This window comes from bacterium, assembly GCA_024226335.1.
Classification (GTDB): Bacteria; Myxococcota_A; UBA9160; order SZUA-336; family SZUA-336; genus JAAELY01.
This window is the reverse complement of record JAAELY010000529.1, coordinates 22,618-43,950: the sequence shown is the minus strand read 5'-3', so window position 1 is coordinate 43,950 and position 21,333 is coordinate 22,618. Positions and strand designations below refer to the sequence as shown.

The following is a 21,333-nucleotide window of genomic DNA, read 5'->3' as shown; positions in this document are numbered from 1 at the left end:
GGAGATGGACGCGAGCGCGATGAGCGCCACGCTCGCCAGGATCCCCTATACGAGTGAGCTGGGGTTGACGCTCGATCGCGTCGTCGACGGAGAGGTGCAGATGACTCTCCCCGACGCCGCGGCGAACCGGAATCTCGCAGGAACGGTCCACGCAGGGCTGCTCTACACTTTTGGGGAAACCCTGGCCGGTGTAGCCGCCGGACTCGAAACCCTCGAACAGGCCTTCCCCTTCGCCCGACGCGCAGAGATCCGCTACCGACGGCCCGCGCGCGGCGCGGTCCACGGCACGGCGCGAGTCGAACCCAAGGAGATCCAACGCGTGCTCGATGAACTGGCCCGAGAAGGCCGCTCGGAACTCACCGTCAACGCCAGGCTGTCCGGAGACGACGGCGAGACACTTGCAGAAGTGGACGTGGACTACGCCTTCCGTCCTCACCCCAAAAAGGAAGAAACGAAAAAATGACGGCACCGCTGCGACTGGAAAGCAAGGACGGTATCGCGACGATCACGCTGGCCCAGCCCGAACGGATGAATGCCCTGGGATTCGAAATGCTCGACGCACTGGTCGAAGCTCTGGACGCGGTCCGCGCCGGCGACGATCGCGTACTCATCCTCGCCGCGGAAGGCCGCGCCTTCTGTGCGGGAGCGGATCGCGCAGAGATGATCGAGCGCAAGCCCGCCGAGTGGGAACCGATCGTCGATCACTATCTGGATCCCGTGCGACGCATCGCAGATCTCGATATTCCTGTAATCGCGAAACTCCAGGGAGATACCGTGGGTGGAGGCTTTGGACTCGCGATCGCCAGCGACTTCCGCGTGGCCGCGCTCGGGATCCGGCTCGGCGCACCGTTCGTGCGCATCGGCCTGGCGGGCTGCGATATGTCGGCCGGGTACTACCTGCCCCGACTCATCCCTCTGGGTGCAGCGACCGAGATGATGATGACGGGAAAGCTCGTAAAGGCCGAAGAAGCACTCGCGCTGGGACTCGTCCACCGCGCAGTCGCCGCCGAGGATCTCGACGGTGAGGTCGACAAGCTGGCGCAAAAGCTCCTCAAGGGTCCGCCCGTCGCGCTCGCATTCACGAAGCGAGCCATTCGTCGCTCGCTCGATCTGGATCGCGACGCGGAGTTCGACTACGAGGTCCACGCCCAGGTGAACTGCATTCAGACCGAGGACCACCGGGAAGGGGTCCGGGCGTTCTTCGACGAGAAGCGCGCACCGGTGTTCAAGGGGAGCTGAGATGGCCGAACCCGACTTCTATCTCTCCGACGAGCAACGCGAACTGCAGAGAACGCTGAAGGAGTTCGTCGCGAAGGAAATCGAGCCGATCGCGGCCGCCTGCGACGCCGAGGAACGCTATCCGCTGGACCTGTTCTCGAAGCTGGGTGAACTCGGATACCTGGGCCTGCGTTTCCCCGAAGAAGCGGGCGGATCCGGCGGCACGAACCTGGACTACGCGATCCTGTGTGAGGAACTGGCCTACGGCTCGGCGGGTATCGCACTGGGGATCTACGTCCACGTGGCGCTGGCGTGCGCAGCACTCGAGGCGTACGGCAGTGAAGATCTGAAAAAGACCTGGCTGGCACCCGGCCTGCGCGGCGAGAAGATCGGAGCGTGGGCTTTCGCAGAAGCCGGTGCCGGATCTGACGCGGGTTCGATCGCAACGCGTGCGGTGGCCGACGGCGATGACTACGTACTCAACGGCTCGAAACTCTTCATCACCAACGGGCCGATCGCGGATTTCCTGGTGGTGGTCGCTTCCACAGCACCCGAGCAGCGCCTCAAGGGACTCTCGCTCTTCCTCGTGGAGCGCGACCGGCCGGGCTTTCGCGTCGCAGGATCTCTTTCGAAGCTGGGCGTGCGCGCCTCGGAGATGGCGGAACTCGTCTTCGAGGACTGCCGCATACCGCGCGAGAATCTGCTGGGACGGGAACATCGTGGCTTCCTGGATTCTCTGCGCACGCTCACCCTGGGCCGGATCGCATCAGCCGCCTTCGCCACGGGCGTTGCGCGCGCCGCCTTCGACGCGACTCTGGCGCACGCCGGGGAGCGGGTCCAGTTCGGGCAACCGATCGGCTCGTTCCAGGCCGTGCGTTTTGGCGTCGCAGACATGGCGACACAGATCGAAGCCGCGCGCCTGCTCTGTCACCGCGCCGCCATCGCCGCTGACCGGGGCCTGCCCCACGGGCGCGAATCCAATATGGCGAAACTCTTCGCGACAGAGACCTGCACGCGAGTCGTGGAGCGCGCGCTCCACTACAACGGCGCAGCGGGATTCATGTCTGAATCTCCGATCCAGCGCTTTTACCGCGACTGCAAGGTATTCGAACTCGGCGAGGGTTCGAGCGAACTCCAACGCGATATGATCGCGCGGGAAATCGGACTGTAGGAAACGAAGATCCAGGACATGAAGGGTTTTGGCTTCTTCAATCGCGGAGTCCGCGAGCGCGAGTACGAGCGCTGGATCGAGGCCCGGCCTCCGGGACCAGAGGACGGGCGAGATCCAGAACCGGTCCCGGGTCCCACGAGCCGCCTGGTCATTTCCGGAGACGATGCCGCTCTGGCTGACTCCGGCGCACCTCGCGGCGAGATCGTTCGCGCGATGCTGGCTCGTGGCCTCACGGTGCTGACCGGCGAACCCGATGAACGAAGTGCCTGGGCATCGCTGCTAACCGGGTTTCGTCCGGGACACACCGTCGGGATCAAGCTCAACACGGTCGCGGTTCACCTGGCCCCCCACCGTCAAGTCGTGGATGCACTCATCGAAAGCCTGGCCGAGTTCGGAATCGAGCCGCGCGATGTCGTCATCTGGGACAACCTCGGACGCCTCGGACCTTTGCGCATGCGCATCTACGGCGATCTGGAACGACCCGAAGGCGCCTACTATCAGGGCATGGAACGCGCGGGTTTCTCGCTCGATTCGCGAGGCACTCCGCGTGTTCTGTGCACCGTTCCCCGGCTTCCCGGCCTGGGATACGATCGCCGAGTTCGGGCCGAGATCCCTTCACAGAACCTGCGCCTGCCCGTCTCGCGGATTGTCACCCAGGTCTGCGACCATATCATCAACGTCCCCGTACCCAAGGACCATCGCGTCACGGGCATGACCTGCGCACTCAAGAATTTTTTCGGCTGCGTACCCCTGTGGGATGCCTTTCGTCCGGCCAATGCCGATCGCATGCACGCCAATCGCGGCGATCCGCAGATCGCGGAATTATACGCGAATGAGTGTATATCTGGAAAAGTCCGGGTTCATCTCTGCGATTCCCTGCGTGCAATCTGCGACGGCGGCCCCTGGGGGAAGCCCCAGCTGGAGCCGAAGAGTCTCTTGCTTGCGACCGATCCGGTCGCGCTCGACGCCTACGTTCTGTCGCTGATCGACGGCGCCAGAAAGGATCGAGAGATCGAGCGCATCGCTCGTCGCGCCCTGTACATCGAATCGGCGGCGCGTCTGGGACTGGGAACCAACGACCCGAACTCGATCAACCTCTTCGACGGCTTCGGAGAGCCGGTGAACTGGCCGGGCTGATGCGGCGAGAGGAAATTCGCAGACAGCGCACCGCGTTCACCCACAGTCGCCCCGACGGTGTAGGCTTGCTCCAGGAGGAAGCCGATGACAGCCCAGAAGTCCGCGAACAAACCCACCGAACTCCAGGCCTTTTCTTTCAATGTCTGGAGCTACAAACAGGGCGAGATGGTCTCGTTGATGATCCACCTCGGCGATCGCCTCGGTCTGTACCGCGCGCTCGCGAAAGCGGGGCCGGTCTCGGCTGAAGAACTTGCGGAGCGGACCGGGCTGAAGCAGCGCTGGCTGCTCGAGTGGCTACGCGGCCAGGCCGCCGCGCGATTGCTCAACTATCACGAAGGCGATCGCTTCGAACTCTCGGAAGTGGGTGAGGCCGTTCTCGCCGACGAGGAAGGCAGCACGGCCTTCGCGGCTGGAGCCTTCGGCGCTCCCTCGGGTCCCGAATTGGTCGACCGTCTCGCCGACGCATTCCGCACCGGCATCGGCCTGTCCTACCAGGATCACGGACCGAACGCAGCACATCGCACGGAGCGCATGCTCGGACCGTGGACCCGCCGCGCACTCGTACCCCAGATCATCCCCGCGCTCGACGGCGTAGAGGCCAAGCTGCGCGCCGGAGCGCGCGTGGCTGACGTGGGCTGTGGCGCGGGCGTGGCGTTGCTGGCCATGGCGGAAGCCTTCCCCGCATCGGAATTTCACGGCTACGATCCCAGCGGGCACGCCATCGAACGGGCGGGCGAGCAGATGCGCAAACGCGGGCTGGCGAACGTGGAACTTCACGAGGCGGGCGGCGAGAAACTACCGGACGAGGCGACCTACGACCTCGTCATCACGCTGGACTGCATTCACGATATGACGCATCCCGCTGACGTGATCGCGTCGATCCGGCGCGCGCTCCAGCCAGATGGCACCTGGCTGATCAAGGACATCCGCAGTCAGCCGCGTTTTGAAGACAACCTGCGCAATCCGCTGCTGGCCATGTTCTACGGCTTTTCGGTATCGGCTTGTATGTCTTCAGCTCTGTCCGAGCCCGACGGAGCCGGCCTCGGCACGCTGGGCTTCAACCCCGAAGTCGCGCAACGCATGACCCGCGAGGCGGGCTTCACTCGCTTCATTCCTCACGACTTCGAAGACCCGGCCAATCTGTACTACGAGGTGCGTCCGTAGTTTTCGCGCATCAAAACCGCCGGCGGAACGAGCTTCACTCGAGGTGGCGCGCGAAGAAGGCCAGCATGCGGCGCCAACTATCCTCGGCCGCGTGCTCGTCGTAGCCGGTTCGCATCGGCGAGATGGCGCCGAGGCGCCGCAGCACCGGACCGTGCTGATTCATGTAGCTGTGGCCGACATCCGGATACATGACGACATCGCGCTCCACTTCCAGATCGCCGAGCATGCGGTCCAGTCGCCGACCGGCTGGTGCGAAGACATGATCCTTTGCACCGTAGCCGCCTACGACCGGGCAACTCCCCGCGAGTTCTTCCGCTCGGCGCGGCACATCTCCGTAGAACGTGGCGGCCACGCGAACAGGTGCCCGCACGGCGAACATCAACGCGAAGCCTCCTCCCATACAGAAACCCGCCACCCCGATGCGACTCGGGTCGATCTCGGGCCGCGCCGCGAGCCAGGCTCGACAGGCCTCGAGCGCATCTAGAGCGGGGCCCTCCCCTTTTGCGAGGCTCCGCAGTGTTTTCATGATGCAGATCGGCCGAGGCACAGATCCCGAATAGAGATCCGGTGCCAGCGCCCCGTAGCCCTCGGCGGAAAAGTGCTCACTGATCCGACGAATATCGTCGTTGAGGCCCACGATTTCGTGGATCACGATCACACCAGGAGCGAGCCTTTCGTCCTTGCGGGGCAGAGAAAGGAAAGCGTTGATCGGGCCGTGGCGACCCGATTCAATCTCGAGTTCGTGCGAATCGGGATTCATGGCTGTACTCCAATCAGGCTCAGATGAAACCATGCAGCGCAAGACGCTACATCTTCAGAACGGGTCGTCGAGAATTCCCACCGGACACGCCGACCTCCATCGCTGCTAAGCTGCCTTCCTGACCGCTTCGCGCAGGCGGAGTGCGACCGGGACGGACCCGGGCGAAAGAGGAGATGGGCATGGAAACCGTTGGTGGTTGGCTGGCCGAATATCTGAAATCGCGTGGGATCGACACGCTCTTCACGCTGACCGGCGGGCACATCTTCCCGCTGCTCGACGGATGCCTCGACGCGGGCATCCGTGTCGTGGACACGCGGCACGAGCAGGCGGCCGCTTTTGCGGCAGAAGGCTGGGCACTGCGAACCGGAAAACCCGCGGCCTATCTGGTGACGGCGGGGCCGGGCTTTGCAAATGCGGTAGCGGGCCTGGCTCATGCCTCGGTAACCCTCGCCCCTACGCTTTGCATCACCGGCGCCAATCCGACGAAAGAAGATGACAAAGGCGCTCCTCAGGAACTGGAGCAGCTACGCGTCGCCGAGATCTACACTCGCTACGCCAAGACCATACGCCGGACGGAGCGCATCCCGCAGTACGTCGAAAACGCCTTTCAGCACATGACGGGTCCTACGCCCGGCCCCTCTTTCCTGGAAATTCCGCAGGACGTTTTCTACAAGCCATTGCCCGAGGATGCGCGCACGGACTTCGGTCCTCGCGAAACGCCGCGCTCGGCGGGCAATCCGATCGACATCGAGCGCGCAGCCGAACTACTGCGACAGGCGGAACGTCCGGTACTGGTCGCGGGCAGTGGCAGCTTCTGGTCGGGAGCGGGTGACGCACTCCAGAAGCTCGCCGAGCAGACGGGCTTGCCGGTCTTCACGCGAAATGCCGCTCGCGGCCTGCTGCCTGACTCGCATCCGCAGTGTTACGGCGGTTCACCGGGGCTCGGTGTTTTCAAATCCGATCTCGTTTTCGTAATCGGCTCGCGCTTCAACGCCACCTTCTACTACGGCGAGTTCGCACCCGACGCAAAGGTGATTCAGGTGGACTGCAACTCCGCTGCCCTCGGAGACAACCGCGGCCTCGACCTCGGGATCTGCGGCGATGCGCGGCTGGTGCTCGAACAGCTCGGCGGAGCCCTGGACGGTTACCGGACACCAGAGGGATGGATCGCAACGCTGGACGGCGCGGTGGAAAAGCGCAAGACCAAGTTCGCCGCCGGTTTCAAGTCGAGTTCCACACCGATCCATCCCATGCGGCTGATGCACGAGCTCAATGAATTCGCCGATGCCAACACCACCTTCTGTGTCGACGGTGGCGACATCGGTGTTGCGGCCGCGCGACACCTGGTCGCCGAGCATCCGGGCTCACAGCTCACCAATGCCAGCATCCTGGGTTCGCTGGGACCGGGGCTGCCCTTTGCGCTGGGGGCCAAGCTCGCCCAGCCAGACGATACAGTGATCTGTTTGACCGGTGATGGAGCCTTCGGCTTCGGTGCCATGGAACTCGATACGGCGGTTCGCCTGGACATCCCCTTCATCTGCGTGATCGGAAACGATGGCCTGTGGGGAATGATCGAGCGTTCACAACGCCCCATGTTCGGCGAAGACAGGACTCCCGCTGCAGTACTCGGAGATCGACCCTACGAGAAGATGGCGCAGGCTCTCGGTGGCTATGGCGAGCGGGTCGAAGATCCGGAGCAGATCCGTCCGGCCCTCGAACGCGCGCGCGATAGCGGCTTGCCCGCCTGTCTCAACGTGATACTCGATCCGAAACTAACAGGCTGAGACCTTTCAATCGGATGGGAAATGAACAGCCGTAGGCAGCGCCGAATGCGCTCTTACGCGTTGAAAGGAAGCAGATGCGTCTGAAAGGCAGGGTTGCGGTCGTCACGGGGGGAGCACGGGGGATCGGCGAGGGTATTGCGCGCTGCCTTGCCCAAGACGGCGCGCGCGTGGCGATCCTCGATCTCGATGGAGATGCTGCGGCCGAGAGCGCCGAAGACCTCGGCGCAGAACACGTGGGCATCGCCGCGGATGTTTCAGATGAACTCACGGCCGCAGCTGCGATGGAAGAGGTCGTACATCGATGCGGCCGCATGGATTTCCTGATCAACAACGCGGGCGGTGGCAATCGCAAGGCCTCTACGGCCTACGGTCCACCCTTCACAGGTGTCGCCCAGGAGGGGTGGGACGAGCAGATGGTCTTGAACCTGCGGACGACCTTTGCCAGCACCAAGACTGCAATTGCCCATCTGAAACAACAGGAACAGGGAGTGATCGTCAACATCGCCTCGATAGCGGGGCTCGTCCCCTCGCCGGCGATGCCCGCCTACGGAGCCGCCAAGGCCGCGGTGATCTCACTGACCCGCACTCTGGCCGTGGAACTCGCTGGAGACGACATCCGCGTGCACGCGATCTGTCCCGGGTTGCTCTACACGCGCGCCTGGCAGGTCCTTGCTTCGCGAATCCAGAAGGGTTCGCCGAAACACGCTGACAAGGATCCCCACGACGTCTTCATGGAGATCGTGCGCAAACAAACCCCGCTGGGGCGAGAGCAGACCCCCGAGGACATCGGCAAGCTTGCGGCGTTTCTCTGTAGCGACGACGCACACAACCTCACCGGTCAGGTGATCGCCCTCGACGGAGGCTCGACTCTACAGACTGCGGGTGGATAGGCGGGCGACGTGAAGAAACTCGACACCGGGAGCTTCGAACGGGCGCGCACCTACCTGCTCGACCACGGGCGACCTGTGGACCGCGCGCTGTTTCTGGCGGAATTCGAGGGCGGCGAAAAACGCGATGTCCTGTCGGAACTCGCCGCCTACCAGAACTCCGATGGCGGCTTCGGCAACGCCCTGGAACCCGATCTGCGCCTGCCGCTTTCTTCGGCATCGGCAACGGCGACGGCCTTCTACTTCCTACGCCCGGTCGGCGCCTCCGGAGACGAGCCGCTGGTGCGTGGCGCTCTGGACTATCTGATGGCCCGCTACGAGCCCGAGCGACCCGGCTGGCGAGACGTGCCTGCGCAGGTGAACGAGCACCCCCATGCTCCGTGGTGGGAGCGCAGCGACTCGGGAACCCTGGGGCCCGAGGATGTCTGGGGCAATCCGGACGCCGACATCATCGCGTTCTTCCACGAGCACGCCGAGCAGATTCCCGCGGCCCTTCTGAAAACGCTGACCTCCCTGGCCTTGGAGCGGCTCCAGAATATCGCCGGAGCGCCGCCTCCCTATGTTTCCCTGTGCTATCTGCGCCTCGGAGCCGTGACTCCGGGCGAAGTTCGCGCTGCCATCGAGACGCGTCTGCGCAGTGATGCTCGGCGCATCCTCGATCTCGACCCGGCCGCCCTGGCAAGCGGGCACTTTCCGGTCTGGTGGCTCGCCGAGTCCCCGGAAGCCTGGCTCGCCGAGTCCCTCGCCGACGAAATCGAGGCGAGCCTCGACGAAGAGATCGCGCGTCAGAGCGAGCAAGGCTACTGGGAACCGCGTTGGAGCTGGGGACCGGCCTATCCCGAGGCCTGGCAACAGGCGCTGCGCGATTGGCGCGGGCACGAAGCCCTGCACACACTGCAGGTCTTGCGCGCGTACGGGCGCATCGAAGGCCTCACGCCGTAGCTCGGGAGGGCTCCCGCCGCGTTCAGCCTTTGGCGTAGTGCGAGCGTCGCTTGATCGCGATCTCGCGCTCGAGATAGAAGATCTCGACGCGCTTCTCGTCGCCTCCGTCGCGCTGAAACTTGTGACCGCGCAGATTGACTTCGATGATTCCCAGGTCGTCGCGCCCCGGATAGTCGCGCTTGCCCGTGATCTCGGTCGAGGTGAAGACCGTGTCGCCCGAGAAGATCGGCGCGGTGTGTTTGCCGGTCGCGTAGCGCACATCGCCCAGACTGTTGTCTGAGATGTCGGGACTCGAGAGCCCCAGACAAAGCGTAAAGGGGATGCCACCGAATACGACCAGCTGCCCGCCCAGATAGCGATCCGGGTCGCGGTCGATCATCGCCTGGTTGCAGTGCACCTGTGAGGTGTTGTCGAGCATGCCCGTGAGAAAGATGTGCTCGTCGGTCATCGTGCGTCCGCGCGAGTGTTCAATCGTATCGCCGGGATTGAAGCTCTCGAAGTAGGTGTCGTCATTCGACAGATGTGCGAGTTCGGCATAACCGGCATTGGGATCGTACGCGGGCAGCTCCAGCTCCACATCAACCGAGGTTGCTTCTATCTGTCCAGCATCGAGTTCGGCATCCATGTCGTCCTTGAAGACCTGGACCTTGCGCTCGTAGGCCAACACGATCTCGCCGGTCTGCTTGCGGGCTACGCTCTGCACGTGGACGACGCCCAGTTCTGGACGACTACTAGAAGGCTTGACACCCAGAATCACAGTCTCGGTCTCAATCGTGTCACCGACGTAGACCGTCGCACCGAAACGCATGTCGATGTACTCGAGATTTGCCCGCGCGTTCTCGCTGATGTCCTCGACCGTCTGACTGAACGCGACCACCATCACCAGACCGCTGGTCACCGGCATCGCGTCGTAGCCGTAGATCTGCGCGTAACGCAGGTTCTTGTGCAGCGGATTTGCGGTGAACGAGAAATCCGTGAAGTGGGCGGTCATACCCTCGCTGATCGTGCGGCCGCCTTTGTGGCGAAATACCTGGCCGAGCCGGAAATCCTCGAGGAAGTTTCCTGTCTTTTTTCGAATCAACGCCACCGCCAATACCTCCAGTTCCAGAAACGCGCACCCGAGTGGCGCGCGCGCAGTCTACTGCACCTTTGCCAATAAATGCTCTCGGACGGCTCCCGCGAAATACACGGATCCGGCCACGACCAGCCACGCATCCTCGCCCGCCAGTTCGAGTGCACGCTCGAGCGCAGCGATCGGTTCGGGCACGGCCTCGACCTGTTCGATCCCCGAAGCCCAGGCGATCGGCAGCAACTCCTCGGGATCCCGGGAACGAGTCGGTTCCACGGTGGTGACCACGCATGCGCGCGCACCGCGCCCCAGTTCCAGAAGCATTCCGGCCGCGTCCTTGTCGCTGGAGATCGAAACCACGAGTACGCGCGGGTCCGAAGGCGCGATGCGATCGAGTGTGCGAGCCAGTGATGCGGCCGCTCCGGTCGTATGCGCGGAGTCGAGAATCACCCGACCGATGCGCTCCTGACGCGCCGGTAACTTCAGATCGGCGAGCGCGCTGAGTTCCTTCGCACTGAGATCGCGCCCCAGGAAGAGTTCCACCGCGCGGATCGCCAGGGCCAGATTGGTCGCCTGGTGATCGCCGAGCACGCCACTGTGAACGGTTCGACCATCCGCCATCTGAAAGCGCACGCCGTTCGCGTCCAGCACGGACTCGCGCAACTCGACTTCTTCCAGCGGCGCATCCTGGGCGACAGCTGCCGCGGCCACCGCGCCCCAGGCTTCGGGACTGAGCGGTCCGTGAAGCAGGGGAACTCCGGGTTTGGCGATGCCCGCCTTTTCGCTGGCGATCTGCTCGTGTGTATCGCCGAGCTTGTCGGTGTGTTCGAGCTCGATCGACGTCACGACCGCAACCGACGACTCCACCAGATTCGTGGAATCAATCCGGCCGCCGAGCCCGACCTCGATGACGCCCGCGTCGACGCCGGACTCGCGGAACAGCCATAGCGCGAGGGCTGTCGATACGTCGAAAAAACTCGGACAGAGCGCCGGATCCGCCCGCAGTCGCTCCAGGCCCGGTTGCATCGCGTTCAACGCCTCGACCAGTCGCTCGGGTTGGACCGGCTCGCCGGCGATGCGAAAGCGCTCTCGCCACGATTCGAGGTGGGGAGAAGTAAATGTTCCGGTCCGGCAGCCGGCCGCACGCAGGAGCTGCTCGGCGGCCAACGCCACAGAACCCTTGCCATTGGACCCGGCGACGTGAATACAAGGCAGTCCCTTGTGCGGATTCCCGAGCGCTCCGAGTAGCGCCTCGATCCGCCCCAGTCCCAGGCGCTCGTAGTCGTAGCTCACCTGACGTTCTCGATTGACGAAACCGTCCAGGTAGAGTTCGGCATCCTGCAGCGTTTGGAGCTTCATTTTTGCTAGCCTTCGCAGACCGTGGTCGAGACTCAACTGCGACTCGTTCCGTCGGTGCCGGCGTTGAAACGCGCCCCGGTACCATTCCCTTGAAAGGGACACGCTTGCGCTGGTGGGTGGAAGGGGAGCCGTCTCCGCGACTGCGCACCCTGCTTTCCGATCCCGATGCCGTGTTGAGCGGCCCGGGCAGTGTCGCGCGCGAAGCCGGTGGGCGCAAACGCCTGTATCGCCTGGCAGCGGCTGGCGAGGAGCCCGGCCTGTTCGTGAAGGTCTTCAGCCTGCCGCGCGGCCAGCGCTGGCGCTACGCGTTTCGGCCGTCGAAGGCGCGACGCGAGTCGAAGATTGCCCGCCAGGTGGTGGAACGGGGCTTCGAAGCAGCCGTCCCGCTCGCGGTCGGAGAAGAGCGCCGATTCGGCATCCTTTCGCGCAGCTTCTCGGTCATCCAGGAGCTTCCGGCGCGCGACGTCCGCGCCGAGATCCGCGACCCGGAACTCTCACCCGAGCGTCGACGCGCCCTGATCGAGAGTTTCGCGGTCTTCACACGACAGGTCCACGATGCGGGAATCGATCAGGACGATTACTCGACGAACAACTTCCTGGTCTTTGCCGATGGACACTTCGCGCTCATCGACTTCGAGCGCTGCTCGGTGGGCAAGCCGCTTCGGCGCGAGCGCGGTCTCACTCTTCTGGCGAAGCTCGTCCGGCGCGAACCGTGTCTGAGCACGAGCGAGCGCGTGCGCTTCCTGCGCCTCTACCTGGGAGCGAATGCAGATCGCCAGGAGGTTCACGAGGCCATTGAATTCATCCTATCCGCGTTCCGCGAGATTCGACAACGCGACGCCCGGCGTGCCGCCAACGCCGCCTTCAAGCTCGGGCGTCATGTCGAACACGTGGGCGAGGCCTGGGTCGTCCGGACGCGACGCGACGCAAAGTGCATCCATTTCGATCTTCCGGAGGAACAGGCGCAAGAGGTGTGGATCAAAGCCCATCAGCTCGAACGACTCGAACTGCCGGCGCTTCGACCCGTGCGCCTGGACAAATCGGGCGTCTCGCTACTGGACCCGGGCCAGGCGTCGTCGCTCGGCCTGACGCAGCGTTCACAGCAGCGGAGGCGTGCGCGTCGCGAACTGGAGTTCTACGGACGGCTGAACGACAAGACCGAATGGATCGATGGAGCGGACGGGTCTCTGCTGCGAAACCCTCTCGCGTTCGAACTCAGTCCCTGATACGAGCCGGACGACTACGCGAACAGATAGCCGTTGTGTTTGCAGGTCTTGCAGATTGTGTCCTGCGTAGGTGACTGACCGACGATTTCGCGGCGTGCCTCTACGTAGGCCTGGCCGTTCCAGACTTCGCGAAAAGACGCCTCGTGTATGTCACCAAACGCGTGCTCTTCATTGAACACACTGCAGCACGCCAGGACCTTACCGTCCCAATTCACGGCTGAGTCCTTCCAGGGCAGCGTGCACATGACCTCACGTTGCGCCTGCTTTTCGTCGCGATCGTAGGCACAGAACTCGTCATCTGTCGGCAACCAGTGGCCGTCTCGCTCCAGCGCCTGTTCGGCGGTCTCGAAGATCTCCTTGCCCATGTCGGTACGCGCGACATTGAGCTGCAACTTGATTCCCAGATCCTCAGCGAGCTTGCGGGCGGTCCCGACTTCGTGCTCGTTGTGACTGAATACGTGAAAAAGCCAGATGACGCGCGTGAAGTGCGCCTTCATCCGCTTCTTCATGGCGATGAGCATCTTGATGTTGTTCATCACGGTTTCGAAGTCGCCACCCCTTCGGTAAATGGCGTAGCTCTCGGGGGTCGCACCGTCGGCGGAGATGTAGATCTTCTTCACCTTTGCCCGTAGCAGGCTCTCGGCCAGTTCGGGGGTCAGGTTGTTCAGGTGGGACGAGATCTTCACCGACACGCGCCGGGCATACGCGAGTTCGCACATGCGGATCAGGTCTTTGTTGAGCAACGGCTCGCCCCAGTTGTAGAGCCGAACCGTGATCAGATCCTTCCCCGCCTGGTCGAGCAGCTTCTCGAAAGTCTCGTAGGGCATCATGCCCCGGGCCGTATTGCGATCACCCTGGCCCGTGGGACAAAGCGGACAGCGCAGATTGCACACGTTTCCCGACTCGACCGTGATCTTGGTCGGGCCGTATGGAAGCCGGGTCAGTTTGAGCTTGGGCCCGATCGTTTCCATCGCGCGGTTGTACAGCTTGCGCGGTGTGAGGAAGCGCAACTCTTCTCGCAGGATGGAAAACCGTTCAGAAACCGTGGACAACGGGTCGTCTCCCCGAAGCGCTTCGGTCGTCTCGCTGGGCGGGAATACCGGTTCTATTGAACCATGTACCGCTTCCAGGCGCGGTACTCGCGGACGGCCTCGTCATTGGTCGTGATCGCCGGGTAGAAATAGCGAACCGCATGTCCGCACTCGCGGCAGATCTTGTAGCAGAACTTGAAACCGTCGATCTCTTTGATGTTGCCGACGAGATCGCGATTCTCGTCTTTGCAGCACTCCTTGGGGAGCGTTGGCGAGATGATGCGCTTCGGATAGTCGTTACGCGGCTTCTCTTTGTCGTTGTAACGAATGATGTTGCGGAGATTCCGCTGGGGCTTCTGATCCGCTGGGCGCAGGTTGCTTCCGATTCGTCTCATTTCCGTACCTCGATCGTTCGATGCCTAGTGGAGTTCATCCAGCAGGCGAGTGATATCTTCGTATGTTGATTCGCACGGGGCGCCGTGCGAGTAGCGGTAGATCGACCCCGAATCGCCCACGGCGATCAGGGAAGAAGAGCGGGTGCCGTATTCGGCCGTGTGGACGCAGGCATTCTCGAGCGGGCGGTCCGGATTCGGGTGGGATCCCAGCACCTTTGTGAGCCCCTTCAGAACCGTTTCGATCGGGTCCGAGAGGGGAATCGCCTCCACCGCTCGGCGTATGCTTGCGGTCTTGGCCGAACTGGGATCGTCCTCGTCGCGATTGCAGACCACATGGACGCCGGGTTCGAGTTCCCGGGTACGGACACCCGTCTCGTCGAGCCACGTCAGGAACGCCTGGGAACCATCGCTGTAGAGCAGATGGAATGGGTTGTACGTCCCCTCCACGCGGTTTTTCCTCTCCTTCATCTCGTCAGCGACCTGAATTGCGCGATTGGCGCTCAGGGCATCCCGTACCAGCAGGCCTCGAGAGCGGCGATTCTCGCGAATTGCTTCCGTCGGTCGATTTGTGAGTCCGACGAACAAGCCGGCCGAATTCAATCCCATCCAGGTGCCCCCAGCTTCGAGATCCTGGGGGGCAATGATTTTTGGCCGACCCGCTTCGTTTTCAGCACTGATGGCGGGAGGACCCGCCGGCCGTGCAAAGAACTCGTCCCGATTCGCAGCCACGACGATGGGAAACTGGCGCACGACACGATCCAGAAGAATCAGGGTGCACATAAGTTCCGCAGATCCAGTGCCGGAGGCGCGATACGGTCGACCTGGAGCGCATTCTAGCACGTGCAGAATCTCGCCTCAAGGGTGCAACTCCCCGGCAAGATGGGAAAGCCCTTCTAGATTCAGGGCTTTTGACCTCAACAGGGCGGCGTGCGCTCAGCCGGCCTCGCGATTCCGGACGACTCGAAGTTTTGGCTCGGAGCCGGGAGCAGCTTCGCGGTCCTCCGATGAGGGTGCCGCGCGCTCGGCTTCAGGAACGCGGAATTCCAGACCGTAGCGGTCCAGGACCTCGCTCAGCACCTCCTCGGAATCGAGCAGCGTGCGGCGGACCGACTCATAGCCGTGCCGCGTTGCGTCAGCCCGCTTCCAGAAAACCAGCGGATTGAGGTCGAAAAACTGCTCGTCCGTCTCGCGCGCCTCGATCACCAGGATGTCGCCCCGGAAGCGATCGTCGTGCAGATAGGAACGCAGGCCCATTGCCAGACGCGTGTGCAAAAGGGTTCGGAACACCTGGTTGATGACCGTTCTCATGCCGCGATCGGCCAGGAAGCTGCGAGCCTTGCCCTCGTCCTCATCGGGCAGGTTCAGATAGGGGCGGAAGGGGTTGTAACAGATGACCAGGTCGGCGCCCTGCTCCACCGCCACATCGATGTTCGCGGTGCGGCGCACGGCCCCGTCGACGTAGTCCACGCCGTTGAGACGGGCGGGCTTGAAGAATCCCGGTAGCGCACTCGAGGCCTGCACCGCCTCGGAAATGGCAACACCGTGGTCATTCTCGGGACCGAACACCACCCGTTCCGCCGTGTCCAGATTCGTGGCGGTGATGTAGAGCTTTCGTCCGGTCTCGCGATAGAAATCCGCAAAGTGATTGGGCGTTCCGACGGCCTGCATGTTCTTCGCAAGCCAGCGCTCGAGGGGTGCGTTGTCAAACAGACCCGATGGAATCAGCCGCGACAGCGACGGAACCTCACGCTTCGGAGACACTTCCTCGTACAGCTGCAGGAGCAACGCTTCGAGGTGCGTGTAACTGGGCTCCTCGATCATACGTCGCGCGGCGGGTCCCATGCGCGAAGGCAACTCGGGCAATACCGAGAACAGATCAATCAACATGCCGGGCAGATAGCCCGCGAGCATCGTCGAGAAAACAGCTGTTCGACCGAGCATTTCGCCGATGTTCGGACTGTAGAAATCGATCGGGCGCAGCTGCGCCAGATTGTCGGAAGTCCCCTCGAGCGCGCCGATCATCTCGTCGGGAGTGATGCCCGCGGCAAGTGAGGTGGCCAGGAACGCACCTGCCGATAGACCTACGTAGAGGTCGAACTCGTTGACGCTGCGCCCCACGAGAAACTGGTCGAGCGCTTTCAGACCGCCGACCTTGAAGGCCCCGCCCGTAACGGCGCCCCCCGCGAGTACCAGGGCGATCTTGGGGTTCTTGGGAGGCTTGTGCCCCGAGCTGCGCTGGATCAGCGTGAGCCCCAATTCACCCTCCTCGGCCCGGCCGATTCGACCGGATCTGTTCGCGAGTACTTCCAAAGGCCCGGGTTCTGCGGTCCGGGCATTCTACTTCACTCTGGATCGGTCCTGCGGGAGGGTGACTCAAGGGCCGGCGGCGTCGCCGACTCCCGATCGAGGTTATGGGGCGGCGCGCGATTGTCAAGCGAACGACACTCCTGGCGAGGCTGTTCGAGACGTTCGGGACCCCTCCGCCAGGCTCTCTTCCCGGTACCGATCGGACTGGGAAAAGCGCTACGAACCCGGTACTTTACACGTCCGTTTCCGGTTCTTTTCCGGATCGGGAAGGCGCTTGACCGGCGCGCCTCTAGCGCGTCCTCTGCTGAGAACTTGCCGGTTGAAACCACTCGCAGGTCCAGACGGAGCGGGTCGGGTGCGCGGATCCTGCGCAGGAATTTTTTTGTCGAATTCCGAAGAGAAAGCTCAGAAAGGAACTCCAAGCTTCTGATGGTCGATCAAGGTGCGATCCACGGTTCGGAGATCACGGCGGAGTTCGCCGCGACGCTCCCCCGCTACGACCCGCTCGCGCGGGAGAAGGGTACGACGGCCCGTCGTACCTTGATGCTGATCTCGCTACTGATCCACGGGATCCTCCTGCTGCTTTTCTGGGACATGATCGTCGGCGTAGTGATCGAGAAGGAAGAGACGGTCGTCGTGAAGATGCTCGAGGAGAAGAAACCCGAGCCTCCAAAGTTGCGCCGGAAGGTGCTCCAACAGCGCGTACTCGACGCGTCCGTGCAATTGCACAAGCAGCTCGTCCAAAGAGAAATCACCAAAGTAAAACCGGTGCCCGTGCTCGATCAGGTCAAGCGGGTCGAAGTTGAACCCATAAAACTGACCGAAGCGCCCAAGCAGATCGAGCACAAGCAGGTCGTTACCAAGAACGTGAGCGTGTTCTCCGAGCGCGAGGCCGTCCCGCAACCGGTGCAAATATCGCAGCCGAAATCGATCACCCAGATCCAGGCCGCCAAACCCACGGCCGGCCCGCGCAGGCTCAAAGCGGCGAGTCCGACCGTCACCGCCAAGGCTGCGAGCGTGACGGCGCCCACATTGACCCGCGGCGTGATCTCCAACAACGCCGTTGCCGGTGATGTCGAAGGCGCCGAAGTCGCGGATATCGAGTCGGGCACGTCGGACCGCTTCCTGAAGGGAGACGGCGATCGCGGTGTGCTCTCCGGTGAAGAGAAGGACTGCAGGAATGACCCGATCTGCGTGCAGTACCTCAAGGAGATCGAACGCCGCGTCTACGCCCGCTGGGAGGATTCGACAGGCGGCAGGGTAAAGCTGCGTTTCCGCATCGACCGCGGCGGTTCCGCGCATAGCGTTTCGGTCTCTTCCGCCAGCAATGACGTTCTAGGAGAGACCTGCCTCGCGGCCTTCCGCCGAGCCAGTCCCTTCCCTCCTCCCCCCAAGTCGATCCACTACATCATCAACAAGAACATCTCCGCCAACTTCACTTCCAAGTAATTCCACGGTGGTTGCCTTTCGATGAACTCGTTTCGATTCCTCGTCTTCGTGGGAGCGGCGCTCGTATACGCCGGAATCAGCGCAGCGCAGGACGCACGTCCCATCTCGCATCTCTACGATGACAACGAGTTGCTCATGCGGATCGAACGCGACACGAACAAGGACAAGTACGTCGACCAGTGGGAACATCTCGTCGACGGAGCGGTCGTGCGCATCGAGAAGGACACGAACTTCGACCACGAGATCGACCTCTGGCAGTTCTTCGAGAACAAGAAACTCGTGCGCCAGGAGGAAGATCGCGATTTCAACCGAAAGATCGATCTCTGGATCGAGCTCGACGAGAACGGAAAGCCGAGCGTTCAGCGAGAAGATACGAGCGGCGACCGCCAGCAGGACACGGTGCTGTTCTTTAAATCGGGTCGGCGGGTCAAGCTCGAAAGAGATCCCGACGGGAACGGCAAGCCCAACGAGACCCGTTTATACGTCGACGACAGGCTTCATCAGATCCTGATCGACGAGGACGAGGACGGGCGAGTCGAGAGCCGCGCAACGATCGGCGCTGACCAGAAGAAGGAACTCGAGGAACTCGATACGAGTCGCAACGGACGCATCGACACGCGCATCGTCTACGAGGCCGCCGTGAAGGTGAGAACGGAAACCGACAGCAACGCCGACGGGAAATTCGACCGCATTTCCCGATTCAAGGACGAGCGGATCGAGCGCGAGGAAATCGACACCGATCACGACGGCCGCCGTGAAACGACCCTGTTCTTCAATATGGGAAAACGATTGCGTCAGGAGCGAGACGCCGACGGCGACGGCAAGACCGAGATCATCGTGCACTACGACGCGAACGAAGTCCGCATTCGCGAAGAAGTCGATGGGAACGCCGACGGCAATGTCGATACCGAGCGTTTCTACGAGAACGACATCATCGCGCGCGAGACACGAGACATGGACGGCGATGGAAAGGTCGAGAGTATTCGAACCTTCGACGACGGAGCGATCAAGAAGCACGAGCTCGACACGAACAAGGACGGCGCAGTAGATACCTGGATCGGATACCTGAAAGGTGTCCGGGTGAGCCAGGAAGAGGATCGCGACTTCAACGGAAAGGTCGACGCGCAGTACGACTTCGACGGAGAAACCCTGCTAGAGCAGCGCGAAGACACGACCGGCGATACCCGATTCGATCTGAGGCTGCGCATGAAGGACGGCAAACCCGCGCGCAGGGAGCAGGATCGGAACGCCGATGGCAACGTCGACTTCGTCGAAGTACTGAAGGATGGAGTTACGAGCCAGCAGGAAAGCGATGCCGATTTCGACGGACGCGTCGAACTCTGGAACTTCTACCACAAGGGCGTGCTGGAGAAACAGGAAAGAGACACCACGGGTGACGGCAAACCCGACACCTACGCGACACTTGACCCAGAAGGTCGACCGACGCGTGTTCTGGAGGACACGAACTCCGATGGTCGCGTCGACTCCTGGACCAGCTTCGAGGACGGAAAACGCACGTCACTGGAAAGGGACACTGACTTCGACGGCAAACCCGATTCGGTGGCTACGCTAGCGGGTGAAGTCGCCACAGGCGTGACTGAAGACCGCAATCACGACGGCAAGACGGATTACACAGCCAAGTACAACGACAAGGGCGAGATCGTCAGCGATCGCAGTGACGATGACTTCAACGGCGTCTTCGAGGCTACGACCACGTACTTGAACGGAAAGCGCAGCGTCGTCGAGCTCGATCCCGACGGAGACGGACTTGTACAGGGCCGGGTCGAGTACGACGCGACCGGTGAGATTCGCGTCAAGGAAGAGCGCGACGAAGACGAGGATGGCCATCCCGAGACGATCAGCTTTTTCGAAGGCGCGAAGCTCGTCCGTCAGGAGCGCGACACCAAAGGGGATGGCAAGACGGATCAGTGGTCGGTTTTTGACGCCGGCGGGAAGCCCCGCGAGGAAAAACTCGATACGAATTCCGACGGCACAGCGGACGTGGTCAAGAAGTATGAGGCCGGCGTGCAGACGCAACAACTCGAGGACCGGGACTTCGACGGCAAGAACGACATGCTTGCGCACTACAAAGGCGGCGAGGCGAAACGCATCGAGACCGACACGAACTTCAGCGGCGTCTTCGACACCATGCTCTTGATGGCGGGCGGGAAGCGTCAACGCCAGGAAGAAGATACGAATCACGACGGCACAGTCGACGCGATCTCAATCTTCGAGAACGACCTGGTCGCCAGTCAAAAGGCCGATCTCGATAGCGATGGACGCTTCGAGACCTCGACCTTCTTCCTGGCCGGAAAACGCACTCGCATCGAGAACGACACGAACGGCGATGAGAAGATCGATATCGTGTCGCACTTCAAACCCGGTGAGTCCGAACCCTACCGCGTGGAGAAGGACGCGGATTTCGACGGCAGCTTCGAAGCTCGAGTCCTGATGTCTGGAGGCACGGAGACAGGACAGGAACTCGACACGAACGGCGATGGCAAAGTGGACCAGTGGCTCGATCTGGCTGCGAACGGAAGCGTGACGCGCAAGCGCGAAGACACCGACCACGACGAGAAAGTCGACCTGATCGTCAAGTTCGACGGCAAAGGCCGCCCCTCCGAGCAGATCGAGGATCCAGAAGGTGACGGCAAGCCGAACCGAGTCACGCGTTTCGCAGCCGGAGTGCTGACCGACGTGGTAGAGGACTCGAACGGCAACGGCTGCTTTGACCACCGACAGGTTTTCGACTCGAAAGGCGCTCTCAAGCAGGACATTGTGGACTCCGATTCAGACTGCAAGTTCGACACCTGGAGTTTTCTCGAGGGCACCGAAGTTACGCGCCGCGAAGTCGACACGAATGCAAACAAGATCGTCGATGTCTGGGAATTCTACGAAGGTGAGCGCAAGGTGATTCAGGCCGAGGCACGCGGACGCTGCAAAACGCCGAACATGGTCTTCCACTTTGGCGATTCCGGTGAAATCCTGGTGCAGGAAGAAGACACCAATTGCAACAAACGCCCCGACCGCCTGACTCGCTTCGAAACAGACGGCAACCCGATCTTCCGGTGCACACCCCGCACGAGCACGAGCTTCGTCTCGGGCATTGCACAGATCAGCCTCGAAGACACGACGAAGGACGGCTACGCAGATCGCCGACAGGTATTCAGTGAAGGTGTGCAGACTCGATTCGACGCCGACACCAATGCCGATCACAAGCCCGATGTGTGGGTTAGTTACGTGAACGGAACCGCCCGAACCCAGGATGAAGACTCGGACTTCGATGGGTCTCTCGATGCGCGATTCGATCTGAGTACGGAAACGGCCATCGAACTGAACGGGGATCGCAGCCCGCCTTCGAAAGATGGTTTCGCACGCATCAAATGCGGTGCGTTCAGCAATTTCTGGAAGAACCTGTGAATTCATTCGACCCT

Annotated in this window: 18 protein-coding genes; 11 read left to right on the top strand and 7 right to left on the bottom strand. The window is 62.3% G+C overall.

Features of this window, described 5'->3' with window-relative positions; all coding sequences use genetic code 11:
* The first annotated feature begins 19 nt into the window (after positions 1-19).
* From GY725_25710 to GY725_25690, 5 genes are all read left to right on the top strand, one after another.
* Positions 20-463, top strand: a complete 444-nt coding sequence (locus tag GY725_25710) for a DUF4442 domain-containing protein (GenBank protein MCP4007592.1) — start codon at positions 20-22, stop codon at positions 461-463.
* Complete coding sequence (locus GY725_25705) at positions 460-1,239, top strand: enoyl-CoA hydratase (protein ID MCP4007591.1); 780 nt, start codon at positions 460-462, stop codon at positions 1,237-1,239. Before GY725_25710 ends, GY725_25705 begins: the two co-directional genes overlap by 4 nt.
* Before the next feature lies 1 nt (position 1,240).
* Positions 1,241-2,389: an acyl-CoA dehydrogenase gene (locus tag GY725_25700; GenBank protein ID MCP4007590.1), complete on the top strand. Its 1,149-nt coding sequence runs from the start codon at positions 1,241-1,243 to the stop codon at positions 2,387-2,389.
* An 18-nt stretch (positions 2,390-2,407) separates the two neighbouring features.
* Positions 2,408-3,526 carry a DUF362 domain-containing protein gene (locus GY725_25695; protein MCP4007589.1) on the top strand — a complete coding sequence of 373 codons (1,119 nt, stop codon included), beginning with the start codon at positions 2,408-2,410 and terminating at the stop codon, positions 3,524-3,526.
* An 84-nt stretch (positions 3,527-3,610) separates the two neighbouring features.
* Entirely contained in the window at positions 3,611-4,690 is a 1,080-nt protein-coding gene (locus GY725_25690; GenBank protein MCP4007588.1) for a methyltransferase domain-containing protein, read from the top strand.
* Positions 4,691-4,724: 34 nt separating this feature from the next.
* Here the strand turns inward: GY725_25690 and GY725_25685 are convergent, their stop codons facing one another.
* Positions 4,725-5,450, bottom strand: coding sequence for a dienelactone hydrolase family protein (locus GY725_25685; GenBank protein ID MCP4007587.1), 726 nt, complete (start codon positions 5,448-5,450; stop codon positions 4,725-4,727).
* A gap of 179 nt (positions 5,451-5,629) precedes the next feature.
* On the opposite strand from GY725_25685, the gene GY725_25680 reads away from it, so the two are divergent.
* The 3 genes from GY725_25680 to GY725_25670 all read left to right on the top strand — a co-directional run bounded on the left by GY725_25680 (position 5,630) and on the right by GY725_25670 (position 9,063).
* Complete coding sequence (locus tag GY725_25680) at positions 5,630-7,234, top strand: thiamine pyrophosphate-binding protein (protein ID MCP4007586.1); 1,605 nt, start codon at positions 5,630-5,632, stop codon at positions 7,232-7,234.
* Positions 7,235-7,308: 74 nt separating this feature from the next.
* Complete coding sequence (locus GY725_25675; GenBank protein ID MCP4007585.1) at positions 7,309-8,124, top strand: glucose 1-dehydrogenase; 816 nt, start codon at positions 7,309-7,311, stop codon at positions 8,122-8,124.
* Positions 8,125-8,133: 9 nt separating this feature from the next.
* Positions 8,134-9,063, top strand: coding sequence for a hypothetical protein (locus GY725_25670; protein MCP4007584.1), 930 nt, complete (start codon positions 8,134-8,136; stop codon positions 9,061-9,063).
* Positions 9,064-9,085: 22 nt separating this feature from the next.
* On the opposite strand, the gene GY725_25665 is transcribed toward GY725_25670, so the two are convergent.
* Positions 9,086-10,150, bottom strand: a complete 1,065-nt coding sequence (locus GY725_25665) for a MaoC family dehydratase (GenBank protein MCP4007583.1) — start codon at positions 10,148-10,150, stop codon at positions 9,086-9,088.
* Between the two features lie 51 nt (positions 10,151-10,201).
* Complete coding sequence (locus tag GY725_25660) at positions 10,202-11,491, bottom strand: bifunctional folylpolyglutamate synthase/dihydrofolate synthase (GenBank protein MCP4007582.1); 1,290 nt, start codon at positions 11,489-11,491, stop codon at positions 10,202-10,204.
* 89 nt (positions 11,492-11,580) lie between these two features.
* Here GY725_25660 and GY725_25655 point away from each other — a divergent pair, with 89 nt between their 5' ends.
* On the top strand, positions 11,581-12,717 hold the full coding sequence (locus tag GY725_25655) for a hypothetical protein (GenBank protein ID MCP4007581.1): 1,137 nt from the start codon (positions 11,581-11,583) through the stop codon (positions 12,715-12,717).
* A gap of 14 nt (positions 12,718-12,731) precedes the next feature.
* On the opposite strand, the gene GY725_25650 is transcribed toward GY725_25655, so the two are convergent.
* The 4 genes from GY725_25650 to GY725_25635 form a co-directional block, all read right to left on the bottom strand.
* Positions 12,732-13,769 (bottom strand): radical SAM protein, encoded by a 1,038-nt coding sequence (locus tag GY725_25650; protein ID MCP4007580.1) that lies wholly within the window; start codon positions 13,767-13,769, stop codon positions 12,732-12,734.
* Between the two features lie 53 nt (positions 13,770-13,822).
* Positions 13,823-14,143 (bottom strand): hypothetical protein, encoded by a 321-nt coding sequence (locus GY725_25645; protein MCP4007579.1) that lies wholly within the window; start codon positions 14,141-14,143, stop codon positions 13,823-13,825.
* Positions 14,144-14,167: 24 nt separating this feature from the next.
* A complete protein-coding gene (locus GY725_25640) occupies positions 14,168-14,893 on the bottom strand; it encodes an NRDE family protein (GenBank protein ID MCP4007578.1) in 726 nt (241 codons plus the stop codon).
* A 183-nt stretch (positions 14,894-15,076) separates the two neighbouring features.
* Positions 15,077-16,399 carry a hypothetical protein gene (locus GY725_25635; GenBank protein ID MCP4007577.1) on the bottom strand — a complete coding sequence of 441 codons (1,323 nt, stop codon included), beginning with the start codon at positions 16,397-16,399 and terminating at the stop codon, positions 15,077-15,079.
* A 480-nt stretch (positions 16,400-16,879) separates the two neighbouring features.
* Here GY725_25635 and GY725_25630 point away from each other — a divergent pair, with 480 nt between their 5' ends.
* On the top strand, positions 16,880-17,899 hold the full coding sequence (locus GY725_25630; GenBank protein ID MCP4007576.1) for a TonB family protein: 1,020 nt from the start codon (positions 16,880-16,882) through the stop codon (positions 17,897-17,899).
* Between the two features lie 21 nt (positions 17,900-17,920).
* Positions 17,921-21,319: a hypothetical protein gene (locus GY725_25625; GenBank protein ID MCP4007575.1), complete on the top strand. Its 3,399-nt coding sequence runs from the start codon at positions 17,921-17,923 to the stop codon at positions 21,317-21,319.
* Positions 21,320-21,333 lie beyond the last annotated feature (14 nt).